This is a genomic window from Vallitalea longa (assembly GCF_027923465.1).
GTDB lineage: Bacteria > Bacillota > Clostridia > Lachnospirales > Vallitaleaceae > Vallitalea > Vallitalea longa.
In genome coordinates this window covers 220,243-237,310 of sequence record NZ_BRLB01000003.1, presented here as the reverse complement: position 1 = coordinate 237,310, position 17,068 = coordinate 220,243, and the positions used below count along the sequence as shown (strand labels likewise).

Annotated in this window: 14 protein-coding genes; 5 read left to right on the top strand and 9 right to left on the bottom strand. The window is 31.2% G+C overall.

Annotated features, from left to right (window positions below):
* Positions 1-5: 5 nt before the first annotated feature.
* From QMG30_RS08995 to QMG30_RS08975, 5 genes are read right to left on the bottom strand one after another with little or no spacing between them, the layout of a single operon-like run.
* Positions 6-1,148 carry an ABC transporter permease gene (locus QMG30_RS08995; protein ID WP_281814740.1) on the bottom strand — a complete coding sequence of 381 codons (1,143 nt, stop codon included), beginning with the start codon at positions 1,146-1,148 and terminating at the stop codon, positions 6-8.
* A complete protein-coding gene (locus QMG30_RS08990) occupies positions 1,141-2,166 on the bottom strand; it encodes an ABC transporter permease (RefSeq protein WP_281814739.1) in 1,026 nt (341 codons plus the stop codon). The genes QMG30_RS08995 and QMG30_RS08990 overlap by 8 nt, the downstream gene beginning before the upstream one ends.
* A complete protein-coding gene (locus tag QMG30_RS08985) occupies positions 2,156-3,670 on the bottom strand; it encodes a sugar ABC transporter ATP-binding protein (protein ID WP_281814738.1) in 1,515 nt (504 codons plus the stop codon). The genes QMG30_RS08990 and QMG30_RS08985 overlap by 11 nt, the downstream gene beginning before the upstream one ends.
* Before the next feature lie 43 nt (positions 3,671-3,713).
* Complete coding sequence (locus QMG30_RS08980; protein ID WP_281814737.1) at positions 3,714-4,781, bottom strand: uroporphyrinogen decarboxylase family protein; 1,068 nt, start codon at positions 4,779-4,781, stop codon at positions 3,714-3,716.
* Between the two features lie 12 nt (positions 4,782-4,793).
* Complete coding sequence (locus QMG30_RS08975; protein WP_281814736.1) at positions 4,794-6,011, bottom strand: sugar ABC transporter substrate-binding protein; 1,218 nt, start codon at positions 6,009-6,011, stop codon at positions 4,794-4,796.
* 210 nt (positions 6,012-6,221) lie between these two features.
* On the opposite strand from QMG30_RS08975, the gene QMG30_RS08970 reads away from it, so the two are divergent.
* Together QMG30_RS08970 and QMG30_RS08965 are read left to right on the top strand one after the other, a co-directional pair.
* Complete coding sequence (locus tag QMG30_RS08970; RefSeq protein WP_281814735.1) at positions 6,222-7,826, top strand: response regulator transcription factor; 1,605 nt, start codon at positions 6,222-6,224, stop codon at positions 7,824-7,826.
* On the top strand, positions 7,826-9,634 hold the full coding sequence (locus QMG30_RS08965; protein WP_281814734.1) for a cache domain-containing sensor histidine kinase: 1,809 nt from the start codon (positions 7,826-7,828) through the stop codon (positions 9,632-9,634). Before QMG30_RS08970 ends, QMG30_RS08965 begins: the two co-directional genes overlap by 1 nt.
* A gap of 89 nt (positions 9,635-9,723) precedes the next feature.
* Here the strand turns inward: QMG30_RS08965 and QMG30_RS08960 are convergent, their stop codons facing one another.
* A complete protein-coding gene (locus QMG30_RS08960; protein ID WP_281814733.1) occupies positions 9,724-11,028 on the bottom strand; it encodes a hypothetical protein in 1,305 nt (434 codons plus the stop codon).
* A gap of 147 nt (positions 11,029-11,175) precedes the next feature.
* Here QMG30_RS08960 and QMG30_RS08955 point away from each other — a divergent pair, with 147 nt between their 5' ends.
* From QMG30_RS08955 to QMG30_RS08945, 3 genes are all read left to right on the top strand, one after another.
* Positions 11,176-12,000, top strand: a complete 825-nt coding sequence (locus tag QMG30_RS08955; protein WP_281814732.1) for an AraC family transcriptional regulator — start codon at positions 11,176-11,178, stop codon at positions 11,998-12,000.
* Between the two features lie 78 nt (positions 12,001-12,078).
* Complete coding sequence (locus QMG30_RS08950) at positions 12,079-12,489, top strand: FxsA family protein (protein WP_281814731.1); 411 nt, start codon at positions 12,079-12,081, stop codon at positions 12,487-12,489.
* Positions 12,490-12,713: 224 nt separating this feature from the next.
* Entirely contained in the window at positions 12,714-12,953 is a 240-nt protein-coding gene (locus QMG30_RS08945; RefSeq protein ID WP_281814729.1) for a PF20097 family protein, read from the top strand.
* A gap of 89 nt (positions 12,954-13,042) precedes the next feature.
* Here the strand turns inward: QMG30_RS08945 and QMG30_RS08940 are convergent, their stop codons facing one another.
* Genes QMG30_RS08940 through QMG30_RS08930 form a run of 3 tightly spaced genes read right to left on the bottom strand, consistent with a single transcriptional unit; the run spans position 13,043 to position 16,939 of the window.
* Positions 13,043-14,314 (bottom strand): ABC transporter permease subunit, encoded by a 1,272-nt coding sequence (locus QMG30_RS08940; protein WP_281814727.1) that lies wholly within the window; start codon positions 14,312-14,314, stop codon positions 13,043-13,045.
* The gene (locus QMG30_RS08935; RefSeq protein WP_281814726.1) at positions 14,304-15,341 is read right to left on the bottom strand and encodes an ABC transporter permease; all 1,038 of its coding nucleotides are present in this window, start codon (positions 15,339-15,341) and stop codon (positions 14,304-14,306) included. The genes QMG30_RS08940 and QMG30_RS08935 overlap by 11 nt, the downstream gene beginning before the upstream one ends.
* On the bottom strand, positions 15,341-16,939 hold the full coding sequence (locus tag QMG30_RS08930) for a sugar ABC transporter ATP-binding protein (protein ID WP_281814725.1): 1,599 nt from the start codon (positions 16,937-16,939) through the stop codon (positions 15,341-15,343). The genes QMG30_RS08935 and QMG30_RS08930 overlap by 1 nt, the downstream gene beginning before the upstream one ends.
* Positions 16,940-17,068 lie beyond the last annotated feature (129 nt).

The following is a 17,068-nucleotide window of genomic DNA, read 5'->3' as shown; positions in this document are numbered from 1 at the left end:
ATTACCTACAAACGCATACTCTGTGCTTCTTTCAATAATTCTGGTCTCTGTCCTTTTAGCAAATCATGTTTATAATTGGTATATGCTTCATAGAAAACTACCACTGCAAGAATAAGTCCATTAATAAATATTTGAATCTCGAATCCAAGTCCGAAACAACCAATCATATTGAATAATATTTGGAACATCAACACTCCGAAATAACTTTTTAGAATACTTCCTTTTCCACCAGTTAGTTGTGTACCCCCAATAATTACAGCTGCAAGAGCTGTCATTAGAGCTTTCTGTGCGAATATGAATCTAGCAGTCATTGAACTTAATCTCATTGCAAATATAGAGCCAGCTAGTGAAGCAGTTATTCCACATATCACGAAACCAAGTATAATGTACAGATCTTTATTAATACCTGCTAACCACGCTGTTTCAGCATTACCTCCTACTACATAAAAACCTTTACCGAATCTTGTATGATCAACAATAAATATTCCTACTGAGATGATAATGAACGTAATGATAACTATAGGAGAGAATAATTTAGTTGTTAACCACAGCACTATAAATACTGTAGGAACAACTAAAGTAGCTATTCCATTTATTGTTTTTATATCTGGTTTACTTAATACTACGAATGCTACTATTGCAGCGATAACTATTATAATAAACCATATTGGGAATTGACCTGTTTCTAAGAATTCACCTAATGAATAATCATCGATACTTTTTGTTCCTCCATCACTATATAGATGTAAGATACCTCTAATAATCGTCATTGTACCTATTGTTGCAATGAAAGAGTGAATCCTGAATTTCACTACAACTATTCCGTTAAATAATCCGATTAAAGCTCCTGCTGCAACAGCTACAATTAAACTTAACCCCCAACCTAGATTAGGCTGTAACCCAACACATAGCATTCCACAGAATTGAGCAGTAGCACCGATTGATAAATCAATCTGAGCTAAAATAAATACAATAGTAAATCCTACCGATATAATAGCTAACATACATGCTGAGATGAGTATAGTTGAAAAATTCATCCTGTTAGCAAAATTCGGCGCAAAAATACATGAGAAAATAGTTAATAAAATCACTAATAGCATTGCTCTATTTTGATCAATAAGTGAGATAATATTACTTTTCTTACGCATAGTCTTTTCCCACCTTTCTCAATTTATATGTGTGCAAAGCAACAACTGCTATGAATACCAATCCTATAAAGACATTCTGTACCGCTGTAGGTATACCTATAAAAGTTAATATGTTATTTAACAATCCCATTACCAAGACTCCTCCAAGTACACCCCAAATGTTACCTCTACCTCCTGATAATGCCATACCTCCAATTACAATAGCTGTAACACTCTTGAAGTCATAACCTTCTCCAAGATAATAGACACCAAGTTTATTCATGGAAGTAATGAATATTCCTGCTATTGAAGCAGTAAAAGAACTGATTAAGAATGCATATAATACTGTTTTTCTGACGTTGATACCTGTACATTTTGCAGCATCAATAGCAGAACCCACCAATTTCAACTGATTACCGAATTTTGTTTTCTTCATAATAATATCTGCTATTATGTATAGAACTATCATTACGATAATCAAAAATGGAATACCGAATACTTCTAATCTGAAAATATTAACGAAAGCTGCTCCTGATGTACCAGGCTCTAGATCCGGATATAATTGATTACCAGACCATACATATCTCATAATTCCTTCCATACCGAACTGCATAGCTAGAGTCCACAGAATAGCATTTGCTCTAAAATAACCTACAACAATCCCATTAACAAGACCAATCAACATACCGAATATGATTCCAAGAATTATTGCAGGAACAAATCCAAGATGTAAAAATTGTACGGTTATTATTCCTGAAAAAGCCATTGCAGAAGGAACACTCATATCCGCCATTTGTGAACTATAAATTACAAAGGATAACCCACAAGCTGTTATACCTAACATTCCGACTGCTCTCAATATGTTTAATAAATTATCTGGTGTCAAAAATTTCGTAGGCGAAACAATAATTCCCAGAATAACTAAACAAAGTGCAATAACATATACTCCTGCTTTATCAAATAATTTGCTGATTCCACTTTTATTATCTACATTGCTAAATCTTGATCCACTTAATGCTGTATTATCTTTAGCAGGCATCAAATACACTTCCTTCCCCATTAGCCGCTAATAAGGCTGATTCTTCCGTAAGCTTTTCTTTACTTATTTCTCCAATTATATGGCCTCCTCTAATTACGCAAACTCTATCGGATAATCCAACTAATTCAGGTAGATCAGAGGTCATCAACAATACTGTTGTTCCCTTATTGGCTAACTCAGTAACTACATCATGTATTACTTGTTTTGCACCAACATCAACGCCTCTTGTTGGTTCATCCAATATTAGGATATCTGGTTTAGTTGCAAGCCATTTTCCCAATAAAACTTTTTGTTGATTACCACCCGACAGGCTTCCTACTCCTACATGTGGATTCGGAGGACTGATTTTCAATTTTTCTATTTGCTCCGTAACTACATCACCGGCATTTCTTTTTTTATATATACCCTTGCTTGAACACATAGGAATTAGTGCTGACAGAATATTTTCTTCATTAGTTAACCTCAAGAATAATCCTTGTGATTTCCTATCTTCAGACAAGTAAGCAAATCCTTTACTAATACCATCATCATAATTCTTAGGAGTTACATCTACCCCATCTTTCATGACTGTTCCTTTATCTATAGGATCAATACCAACTATACATCTTGCAAGTTCAGTACGTCCCGCTCCAGAAAGCCCCATAAATCCTAATATCTCGCCTTTCTTTGCTTTGAATGATATATTATGAACGAATCCATATCTGGTTAAATCTTTCACTTCTAAATATGTTTTTCCAATTTTCCCTTTTCTTTTACTGTAGAATTTATCTATTGTTTTCCCAACCATCATTTGAACAAGTTCTTCAGATTTGACGTCTGTTATATTTCGTGTTTCTATTTTCTTCCCATCTCTCATTACAGTAACTTTATCAGCAATTCTATATATTTCACTTATATGATGGGATATATAAATAATAGCCATACCCTTCCTTTTCAAATCATTGATTATATCAAACAACATTTCTACTTCTTCTCTTGATAATGCAGATGTTGGTTCATCAAATACTAGAATACTCGGTTTGTTCCCCATAACTTTTGCTATCTCAACTAGTTGAGCTTGATGCTGACTAATTTCCGAAATATTCTTTTCTGGATCTAGATGTTCTAACCTTACTGTTTCAAGACATTCTTTTGCTTCCTCTATCATCTTGGCTTTATCTGTTATTATTTTGTATTTTACTGGAAGTCTACCTACTAAAATATTTTCTGCTATGCTTATAGGACGTGCTAAACTAAGTTCCTGATATATCATACCTATACCGTTTTTCTTAGATATCGAAGGCGAGTATAGCAATTTCTTTTCTCCATTTATCAATATATCTCCTGTGTAATCATTGTAGGAACCTGCTATCATCTTCATTAGAGTGGATTTTCCTGCCCCATTTTCTCCCATAAGAGCATGAACTTCACCTCTATTAAATTTGACGCTTACGTTATCAACAGCAAGAGTTCCAGGAAATCTCTTACTAACGTTTTTTACTTCAAGTGCCACTTTGTCTGCCAAAATATATCCCCACTTTCTATCTCTTTAATTAAATATGAAAGTTCTACTTTCTATTTTCCTTGAAATCACCTAAACCATATTTCTTTGCTTCTTCAAACATTGCAATAATATTTCTTGCTGGAACTTCTGGTAAAAGATAATCATGAGATGCTGCAACTATGTATTTTCCTTTACTACCCAATATATCAATTATTCGTTTTGTTTCTTCTCTAACGCATTTTTCTGACTTATTTAATAAAATATCATTTTCATCAATACCTCCAAAAAATGTTACATCATCACCGAATTCATTGATTAATTCCTTAGGATTCATATTTTCAGCATTTACCTGTATTGGGTTGATTGCGTCAAAACCTATATCTATCAAATCAGGAATTAGTTTTCTAATTGCACCACATGAATGAACTGCGGTTACAGCACCATAGCTATGTGCTAAATCTACTATCTTTCTAATCCTGTTCTTAAAATATTTTCTCCACATTTCTGGAGATAACAATAACGAACGTTGTGTCCCGAAATCATTCCCCATGAAAAACATATCAATGATCCCAGGATTTTCCTTAAAACATCGTTCTGTTAACTCATAATAGAAATTAAAACATTTTTCAACAAGAGCATCTATGACTTTTTCATGAGTATACATTTTTATAAAGAATTCTTCCATGCCAATTAATTCGGTTGAATCATGGAAAAATGGAGACCAGGTCCCTCCAATTATGGAATAACCTTCTGCCTCTAAGAGCTGTTCTTTAGAAATTTTACAATCATAATCATCTATATTAGGAAAAGAGTAATTAATAATATCCTTAACTGAATCAGCCTTTGCAAGAGGATGAGTAATTGCTTGCCCATAATGAAGCCCTGCTCTTCGTATCCCCCAATCAGTATCGACACTTCCATCTTCATAAACTTGAAAAGGTTCTCCAATATAATTTGGTCTAAATGTCTTATAATCTATACCTAACACGTCATATAGAGCTTCATCAGCATTGTTTACACCTAGAGCAGTAACTATATTCTGAGTGGTTCTTGGATCACCTCCATACCACATGGGAAACCTGTCCAGTCTCTTGTTCTTCATTGGAGCGATTCCTCTTTCTTTTGAAGTCATACCTATCCCTCCTCACCATTGAGCTGGCATATATTTATCTACATTCTTTTTAGTTATGATATTACTTGATAGATAATATATATTATCAATCTCTTTTCCACTAAACCAATCAGCTGCAACTTTTAATGGAAGTGCTCCATCTGCCTCTGCTGACTGATATGTTATAGCAAACATATCTCCTTTTTTAACTGCATCCATTCCGTTTTTACCATTACCTGATGCTACTATTACTATGTCTGGTCTATTCATTTCCTTACAAGCATTTATAGCTCCAATGGCTTGAATTGAATCATCACTACATACAATACCTTTTAATTCATCTCCATAATCATTAATCCAATCAATAACTATTTTCTTAGTCTTGTCATAATTGAATTCAGCGTCTTTACTATCTAGAGACTTAATCATAGGAGAATAATCGGCCAATTCTGTAATAGGTGCCCAATTTCTGGCATAATATGGAGATCCTCCTTTTGGTGCATGTCTAAGATAACAAACACCCCCAATACTATCTAATTCATCTGCCAAAGTCCTAGCAAGCATTTTGAAATTTTCCCAATCATCAGGTCCAGTCCAAGCAAGACAATATTTCAAAGCTTCTGACTCTGGAAGAGTATTAAAGAATATAAGTGGTATTCCTGCTTCATTGATTTTTTTTGCTTGAGTTACTGCTTTTCTTGTATCAATAGTAGCTAATATTATCATGTCAGCATTATCATTTATCGCATCCTCAATCAGCTCATTCTGTTTTACTAAATCTCCATTGGGATTTAACATCTTGAAATCTATTCCATAGGCATCCGCTACTTTTTTTGCTCCAATGCCTACTGCTGTCCAATAGGGATGTTCACTGGTTATGATAACATAGACTTTTTTACCCTTTGGTCCATCTCCATCAGATAAAGGAATATTGATTTTATCCACTACCCAACCTGGAAATTGAATATCGTACCAATGCATAGGATCGGATATTGGAAGCAAATCAGGATCAGCAGGTCTATTAGGTATATTTTTATTTTGAGTTGGATAAATGAGTAACTGCCCATCATAGGACTTTAATTTGGAAATATCAGCTTGTACATCTATATTATTTTGATATGCTAATTGATCGTTAACCGAAATACTATCTGTTTTCTTATATGTATCATAATCATTCCTTTTATATTTACAGCTAACAAACATACCTGACAATAGAAAAAAAGCTATAACAAGTGCTAATAATTTTTTCAAGTATACTCCTCCTTAAGCATTATTATTGTTAATATTAGCACATCACTTGCGATAGATATATTATAATTTGCTTACAATAATAAGTTAATTCAATTTCTTAACATGTTTTGGTCCATTTCTTAACAATCCCTGTAATAATGTTGATTTTTTGACATTATAATGATAAGCTTTTTTTAGTTTTTAAATTAAGGCAATAAGGTGGTTCATAATATGTATAAACTATTAATTGTGGATGATGAAAAGTTAATACGTTCTTCTATCAGTTCTATAATTGATTGGAATTCCCTAGGTTTTTCTGAAGTCTATGAAGCAGAAGACGGTGAACAAGCACTTGAGATAGCTTTAGATAAAAAACCTAATCTTGTATTAACAGATATTAAAATGCCATTTATGGATGGTCTGGAATTAACTAAACAGTTGAATAAATATCTTCCTAATTCTTATATAGTCATTTTAAGTGGATATGATGAATTTGAGTTGGCTCAAGATGCTATAGCTCTTGGAGTCAAAGATTATATATTGAAACCCATAGGCGCTAAAACTTTATATAATAAAATATCTAAGCTATGCAAGGAAATCAATCTTGAAAATAATAATCGCAATTATCTATCTCAAATGAAAACCCAACTACATCAAAGTATTCCTTTATTAAGAGAAAGGCTTTTAAATATGTTGATATGTACGCCAGGGAATAATGATAGAATAATTGATAGACTCAATTCGTTGAAGATAGAATTTAAATTGGCCCCCTATACCATATGTGTTGTAGAACCAGATCTGAACAATATACCTCCTAAAGATTCAGAGATATATTGTTTTGCTGTAAAAAATATAATTTATGATACTATAGGGAAAAATTACTACGTTTTCTCTGATAACAATAATAGAATAATTATCGTTTTCAACAGTAATCCATATATAAGTTCTTCAGAAAACCGAAATATAATATCCCTTACACTTCAAGTAATCAAGAATAATGTCAACTATCATCTTAACATACCATTAACCTCTTCAATAGGAATCACAGTTGACACGATCTATAAATTATATTCATCATATACAGAAGCTCTATCAGCACTTGAATGTAAATATACTATTGGTAAAAATAATATATATGATATATATGACCTCGATTATATTCAACAGGAATTTTTTTATCCCTTCGATTCTAGTGGGTATTTATTAGAAGCTATTAAAGCTGGTGACATAAATAATATTAAAACTACCCTGCTAAGCATAACTAACATATTAAAAAGAAAGGATACTCTATCTTGGGTTAACATCAAACTGATATTCATCGAAATCATAACCAGTATATTGAAAGTATTAGTCAAAACCAATGACATTTCCTGTACAACCTGGGCAGAAGGTGTATCTTTATATGATTCTATTGAAAAATCTGATACTATAGATGAAATCATTACAGATGTACAGTCATTCTGTATTGAAGCATCAGAAAAATTAGCTTTGACCAGAAACAATAGTAATTATAATATAATCGCAAAAGTAAAAAACTACATAAATAATAACTATAAACATGAAGAACTTTCACTTAATTCTGCTGCTGAATATGCTTCAGTAAGTGCTGTTTATCTAAGTTCCCTTTTTAAAAAGGAAACTGGAATCAATTTCAAAACATACTTAATTAACAAACGGATGGATAAAGCTATTGAATTATTGAATACGACAAATTTCAAAACATATGAAATAGCTCATCTTGTAGGATTTTCTAATCCCCATTATTTCAGTATATCCTTTAGGAAATATACTGGGAAATCACCTACTGACTACAGAAAATCGATGGAGGAATTCTGATGTTACATAAAGATGGAATTGAAAGTAGATTAAAATACATTAGTATACGTACTAAAATACTTTTCTCTTTTTCTCTAGTAATAATTTTATTGACTAGCTCAACTTTATTTTTTGCTCTCACCAAATATAACTATAAACTACTAAATAATAATATAAACTATTCAAAAAAAGTGACTTCATCTCTTGTTGTAAATTTAGACGAATATATTAGTCAGTTAAAATATATAACCAATATCATTGCCTACAATCAACATGTTCAAAAATATCTAAATAAACATGACTCCTATTATACTATTGACTCTTCAGATAGTTTTCAACGTACATTAGAATTTTTATCCAATATATTGACATCCAGAAGCGATATAGATTCTATTTTGATTTTCGACAACGATAAGTTGTCAGTTTTTAAAAGCTCTCATTTAGAACTTGATACTAGTTATAATTATAAAAATCAAATTTGGTATAAAAACATTTTAGATTCAGGTACTACTCCAAAAATCTACGGTCCTCATAAACAAGAATATCTCGCTAACCCAGAAACACAAGTATTTTCTGTTAACAGAACAATTCAAAGATATGATGGACTAAAAAAAACAGGTGTAATCCATATAACCGTCAATCTATCAGAGCTAAATAAATTCTGCGAGTCAGATGTCTTGTATAAAAATGGTTTTGTATTTATCGTTAATGATAAAGGAGAAATAATATATCAACCTGAACAGAATGCTACACACACTAATGAAACATTTTCTCTACAAAATGATGTCACTAGATTAATGCCTAAGCTGATAGATGATAAAATGAATATTTTCACTGACACAATTGACAACGAAAAATATCAAATCGTATCAAAGCATTTGAACAACTCTAATTGGCATGTAATTGCCGCAACACCTTATAAATCTATAACAGAAGATGCTAAACATATAAAAAACATTATAGTCTCCATGGGGATATTATCACTAATATTAGCCCTTATAATTACCTATATATTATCAACTACAATTACCAGACCTATATTGCGTCTACGAAAATGTATGGTTGAAGCTACAGCAGGTAACTTAACTATACGATCAAATATTAAATCTAATGATGAAATAGGTATATTGTCATCTAGTTTTAACAGCATGTTGTCTCAAATCGAAAAATTGATGAAACAAGTAATATCCGATCAAGAACAAAAACGGAAACTAGAATTAAAAACTTTACAAGCTCAGATTAACCCTCATTTTCTCTATAATACTTTAGATTCCATAATCTGGATGGCTGAAAGTAAAAATGAAAATATTGTACCTATGACTGAATCATTATCGAAACTCTTTCGTATAAGTCTTAGCAAAGGTAAAGATATCATATCTCTATCCTCAGAAATAGAACATGTAAAAAATTATTTATTCATTCAAAGTATGAGATATGTAGATAAATTTGATTATTCAATCTCTATAGAACCAGAATTATTTAATTATAAAACTATAAAACTAATCTTACAACCTATAGTAGAAAATTCTATTTATCATGGCATAAAAAACAAAAGAGGAAAAGGCTATATTGATATTGATTGTTCTATAATCAATAACGAGTTATTAATAACTATTACTGATGACGGTATAGGTATGGATAATGAAACATGTGATAGAATTTTATCTAAATCATATACTAATGACAATCATCTTAGTTCAGGTATAGGTGTACATAATGTCAATGAAAGGATCAAACTGTATTTTGGTAGCAAATATGGTCTTAGATATGAAAGCACCATTTCAGTGGGTACAAAAGTATATATTGATCTACCATTGATAATTGAATAGCCAATTGAAATTGTTATACCTATAAAATATAATTCATTTCAATAGGTATAACAAAACTTTACTTTATCTTTTACTAACAACCAAATGCTCTAGTTACAATATTCTTCTGCAAGCTTCATAGCAATTTTTTCCCATTTCCATAATCTTTCAGGATGATAGTTGACCGTAGATATATCTTTCATTATCAATTCCACATGACATTTTCTTTCTGTCATATCCATGAATTCTCTAATTTCCTTCTCAGCTTGTTTTTCAGACCAATTATTGTCTACAAATATAGCTGGATTAACTTTTCTGCTCATAACATAATCCCTTTGAACGTTATTAATGATTCTTTCTATGTTGCACCATGGACTTACAGATATTTTCCTTAGATTAGGAATTTTCCTTAATATGTCCATTTTTCTATCAAGAGGTTCACAACATCCATAATAAGTGTGTCCCCATCTTTTTAACCATCTCATATCATGTTCTATAGCAAATTCCCAATGCATAGAAGGAGATACTTCACTAAAAATCTGTGCATTAGAACATCCCCACATATTATGAGGCTTAATATAATCAGGGTCATAATTCTTGCCTGGCAAATCGCTTATGTAACCATACCCCCCTGAACCTATTCTAGTATTATTACAATCAAGCGATAACAGATTCTGTTCTATAAATTGATCTAATTCAATCATCCATGCATCTACCATCTTATCAACTGCATCATGAACCATATTAGGTCTCATAACCAGATCCATCATGGCTTCTTGCACACCCCACCATCTAATTAGATAATCCCAAGGGGTAAACCATATATGAGTCTGTCCTACTTTCTTGACAGGGATTATACCTTCAAATATATTACACATAGCTTGATAAGCGTATTCAGTAGCTTTTTCATTATGTGTTATCTTAGGCAATTTGATTTTTTCAATGTCAGCAGGCTCTTTTATCTGTATCTTGAAGTGCCTTGAATATATTTCACTGTCTTCATCTGTCTTAACCACATCTGTTTCTTCTTTAATTCCGAAATCAGTACTGTGAATGACTAATGGACATTCAATATATGGATTAACAATCATATCTCCTGGCATATGATTCCACTTATAAATAGTTTTTCTAAGAGTATCTTCAAGATCCCTTGCCCATTCATGTTCACATAGTAATGTTAATTCATCATTAACATTCATTTCATGCCAAGGTATCTCATTAATCCATACCATAGGTTTTGAAGAATTTAAATCATTCAATTTAGTCCATAAATCTGCTTTCTCCTTATGTATAGGTAAAGAAGCTATTTCAGCAATCTTTGCACCTAATCTTCTTAATATCTCAATATCTTTCTTGTTTAATATAATTTCTTTTGCAACAGGTGGCATAGTATGATGACTTGGATCATGTAACATAAAATCTCCTCCTAATTAATATATATAATATTGACATCAATTAATTTATTATCTATACTAATAGTATCTTATATACCATCATATGTGTATTAATAAAATTGACATAAATATATATATTATTTACTTTTACTTAAGGGGCTGAGATTATTGGATAATTTTAATATAAAATTACTTAATGGAGGTTTTAATAATTGTCTGCCAGATTGGAGCTCGCAAGTAACAAATGATAATTGTTATAAAATCTATTTTACCACAGAAGGCGAAGCTAAACTTATCATAAATGATCAACAATATGAATTAAAAGAAAATAATGTCTATTTCATTAATGGATATAAATTACAAGAACAAATATGTTATTCTCATATGGACGTTTATTGGATTCACTTCCAACCATATTCTCTTTTTTTTAATAAAATATTAGATTGTATATCTCCTGTATATAACTGGAAACATAATAATCAATTACTTGATAATATTAATTTCACACATATTTTGAGTTTATTTAATAATGATGATAACGTTAAAAACAATATAATCAAAACTGCTCCACTTGCAACTTCCATGTATGTAACATCTTGTATTCTATTATTGATCTCTGATATGATAGAAAATCAAAAAAAGAAAATAAGTAAAATCTCATTTGGTGAATATGAAAAATTAAAACCCACAATAGATTTTATCAACAATAATTATACCGAATCAATAAGTCTTGAAGAGATTGCAGAACAAGTATATCTTAATCCTACATATTTTTTACGATTATTCAAAAAAAATTTCAATATAACACCTAGACAGTATATATTGAAATTAAGATTAGATGAAGCATGCAGTTTACTTAAGGGAACAGAATTGAGCATTAAAGAGATTTCTGATAAACTTGGTTTTTGTAATCAATTTTATTTTACTAAATCTTTTAAAAAAAAATTATCAGTTACACCTTCTGAATATAGGAAATTGATTATATTACCTTAATTAATAAAGGATTCAATATTTATTCATATTATGTTCATTATTTTAGGATATACTTATTAAAGAAAAGAGGGGTGCATAATGAAATTAACTTTTGGAAAATTGTTATTACTATTTACTATTGTACCATTCGTTGAATTGTATATACTACTGAAACTAGCTAATGTAACATCTGCTGGTATTACATTACTAATTATCGTCATTACTGGTATAATCGGTGCATACTTTGCCAAACATCAAGGTAGAGCGGTTATCAAAAACATTCAATATGAGAGCAATAACGGACATATGCCTGGAAATGAATTAATGCATGGTTTATGTGTTCTAATAGGTGGAATATTATTGGTTACTCCAGGAATTATTACAGACCTATTCGGATTCAGCTTACTCTTTCCATTAACTAGAACCATTTATGTGAATTTCATAAAGAAATATTTTTTAAAAAAATTTGAAACAGGGAGTATTAATTTTTATACATCAGATAGATTTTAAAATGAGAGCTGTCTTATAATTTTCTTACATTAGAGTAAGGAACTATAGTAAGACAGCTCTTTTCATGTCACCATTTTACTTTTGATTGATTTTATATCTAGTTTTTAAGCTATTGATTAATTGTAGTTTATTATAATTTAATATATATTTACACTCCAATATTTGTTATAATATAAAATATATTCTACATAAAAATTTATATAGTATAAGGAATGATTTTAATTATGAAATGTCCATATTGTGGTAAAGAAATGGAGCAAGGCGTTATTCAAAGTCCATACGAAATATCTTGGGATAAGAAAAAACATCTTTTCGGAAGTGCTCATGGACGTAAAGAATCAATTGTATTATCAGAATCAACCATGATTAAAGGCTGTGCAGTTATTGCATATCTTTGCAGAGAATGCAAAAAAATAGTCATTGATTATACTGACGAAAAATGTGATTATAATACCCAAAATTAAGACGGCTATACTTATAAACCATAGCCGTCTTATCATATCAATCATTAAAGTATTAAATCAAAATTCTCCAATTTATTTTTGTCTTATTTTCACATCTTACTCAACTTATATTTTTTCCAAGCATGCAATGCAAGTGATATACCTATAACACCATATACTACAAATGCTCTGAAAAATTCTCCAATCTGCGCATCACCAAATATTGCTTTACCTGCTGTAGGTGATACAATGAATATCATGTGGAACAATATGACACCTGTAATCGCATGACTAATCTTGGCATTGCTAACGGAAGCTCCACCTATTAGAATTGCAGCTATAGAGAACATTGCCACCTGCATATGACTACCATATGTATTCATTGTACCTATGTTCTGTAAGAATATTATCTGCCCCCATGCAGCAAGTACAGTTGAAATTATTACCGCTTGTATTCTTGTTCTATTCACATTAATACCAGCAACTTTGGCAATATGCTGACTATGACCTACTGTCCTAAAATTCTGCCCTAGCTTAGTTTTCATGATGAGTCTATTAAATAAGCAAAGTAGAGCTATAACAATCCATGTTACAAGAGGTATTTTTAGATTTTTAAACATACTGTCACTCACTAATGTTACTACACTGATAACAATCAAACCTAAACTTACTGCCGTATAACCTATATAAGTTTCCCTTGGTTTTTTTAGCTTTATATTTCTGTTTAGATTCATTATCTGATATATAGAATAAATTAACAATAATATAGCTAAAATGATAATGAAGTAAAATAGATTCAATCTAAAGATACCATCCAATGCATATTTAATGCCTCCATCACCATTAACTCCATTCAGTGCTATAGTATTCCTAAGTCCTATCCCATCTGGCTTAATCATAATACTATCCTTCATAGGGATAACGGTACCTACCATAACAAGAAGTAAAAACTGATACAATCCATTTGCAAAAAAGCTTACTATAAGCCCAGCAATCATTTCTTGTCCTTTTGTTGCATTGAACAATCTTCCAGTCAGATATCCGAATAAAATACCAATAGGTAATGCCAACACTATACATAAAAGGAATCCTAATATTCCATCTACTTGCCAATAAGTAACAGCTATAATAGATAATTGACCTGCCATAGCACCAATAACCAATCCGAAGTTAAGACCAAGTCCTGCAAGAATAGGTATTAATAATGATAACACCAAAAATGAATTTCTTGATATTCTGTTTATCAGTTCGTTAAAAATATATACTGAACCAAGCTCTGATAACAACATACCAATAAGTGAAAGTGCAATAAAAATGATAGATACGATATTACTAATCGCGAATTGCTTAACAGATTCTTTTTTTAGGAATTTAGTCAACATATTTACCTCCTTTCACTTTAGTTAACGCATATAAGATTATCCCGTTCTGTATTACCATTCTAGCCATTTCTGAAATATTACCTTCTGGGAAAAGTTCATTAGCCACAGGCATTGAACTTGCTAATAATCCCTGGAACAACAATACTCCAATAATAACATGAGAAATCTTAGCTCTTTTTGCAGTAGCTCCTCCAATCAATATAGCTGCTACAGCAGGAAATGCCATATATAATGGTGCTCCATATAATTGTACAAATCCATAGCTGGAAGAATATACAATTATACCTATGGCACCAAGAACTGTAGATACCATATTGGCGATAATTCTTCCTCTATTAATATTCACTCCCGACGCCTTTGCGAATTCTGGATTCATACCAGCAGCAAGAATAACTGTACCCGTTTTACTTTTAGTATATAAAAATACTAAAAAACAGGTAAATAGAAATAGTAAGATCAACCCTGTAGGAATATGTACACCATAGATATCAAAGTGCCAAAGGTTATTTAATACATTACCAAAAGTCTTTTCAATGGTAAAAACATTCCTTAATCCTTTCCCAATGGGCCAAACCATTTTGGTACTTCTGAAAGGTAAAACTATCCACGCTATACACATAAATTGCACCATAGAAAATCCTGTATATGTTGCTATTGTCATTTCAGAACCTTTTACTGCATTAAGCAATTTTCCATATAGATATCCTATTAATAGTGCTAGGGGTAAAGAAAAAACCATAGCCATAAATAAACCAGGGAATCCAACAAATCCATATTCAATACTTATAACCGCTCCCACTAGACCGCAGAGTATTCCAATAGGTAAAGCAAAATTAGGACCAACTCCGGATTGAATTGATGGAACCATAGCCAAAACTAGTATTCCATACATACCAAATCTCTTTACTACATCAGAAAGTAACATATTCATGGGTAGGCCCTGAAAATTAGCTGTTACTAAAACAACAATAAATAAAATTGCTATGATTAATCTTGGTATTCCAATTTTATCAATATATACCTTCATTACTCCACCTCCCCTTCTGCAATTCTAAGCTCAATTCCAGACATTAATAATCCGAATTTCTTATTAGAATCTGAAGGTTTGAGAATTCCTGCTAATTTTCCCTTACTAATAATTGCTATCCTATCAGCTACACTTCTAATTTCTGATAATTCAGACGAAGTCATTATGATTGTCATTCCCAACTCTTTATTTAACCTTAACAATAAATCCAATATTAATTTCTTAGCCCCTATATCAATACCTCTTGTGGGTTCTGAGACAAATAATACATCAGGTTCTTGCGCAAGAGCTCTAGCAATACATACTTTTTGCTGATTACCACCGCTTAACCTTCCCACATGCTGTCTACTACTTGTACACCTAATATCCAATTCTTTAATTTTTTGCATTGTATATTTCTTTATTTTAATACTATTTCTTAATTTAAATAGTATAAGATCAAGTAAAAATTCATCTCTTATATTTAACGCAGTAAAAATAGTATTGAATTCTATAGATTCATCTAATATTAGACCTACATCTTTTCTATTTTCTGATACAAATGCAAAATCTTTTTCCAATACGCTTTTGGTATCATTCAATAGTAATTCTTTACCTTTATATATAATTTTACCTATTGATGGATATAACCCCATTATTCCGTTAGCGATACCTATTTTACCTTGACCTGCAAGTCCACCTATTCCTAATATCTCACCTTTATGTACTTGAAGATCAATACCTTTTACTTGTTCACCAGGCATATCGACATACAGATCTTTTATATCTAGAATAACTTCTTTTGCCCCATCTTGTATTTCTTCTTTATTCTGTATATTGATTTTTCTCCCTACCATCAGTTCTGCTAATTCTACTACATCAGTTTCTTCTGCTCTTTTATTACATACCCTTACCCCATCACGTAAAATAGTGACATTATCAGCGATTTCTATTACTTCATCAAGTCTATGTGTAATAAATAAAATAGCGATACCTGTATCAGCAATTCTCCTCATTGCTCTCAAAAGATTATTAGCTTCACTTTCAGCCAAAACAGCTGTAGGTTCATCAAAAACCAGTAATTTAACATTTAATTTATCTATCTCTCTGGCAATTTCTATAAACTGCATATATCCTATAGGTAATCCTGCTACTTTTGTCCATTCATCAATATTCATTTCCAACTTGTCTAATGCTTTTCTGGCATCTCTATTCATTGAATCAAAATCAACAGTTTTCAATTTTTCACCTAAGACTCTGCTGACCAAATTATTCTTTAATATCTCTCTATTCAATTTTATATTTTCACTAATAGTGAAATCAGGTATTAACATAAACTCTTGATGCACCATACCAATTCCTAACTTCATTGCTTCTTTGGGGGATTTTACATTAACCTTTTCTCCTTCGAAATAAACTTCTCCTTCAAAACCTCCTGTATTATGGATAACTCCCATACCAAACAGTATGTTCATTAAGGTTGACTTCCCCGCACCGTTTTCACCAACTAAGCAGTGAATTTCTCCTGGTTTGACTTTTAATTCTATATCCTTTAGAACCTGATTCCCAGAATAACTTTTGTTAATATTATTCATTTCAAGTAAATAATTATATTCCATGAATCTCCTCCTCATCATAGTGCATAGTTAATTTCATATACTATTCATTAATCAAAATGTTTAATGAACATATTGCCAGTATCATAATAAGGGACTGCCTAATAATACATTTCCTAATAATATATCAAT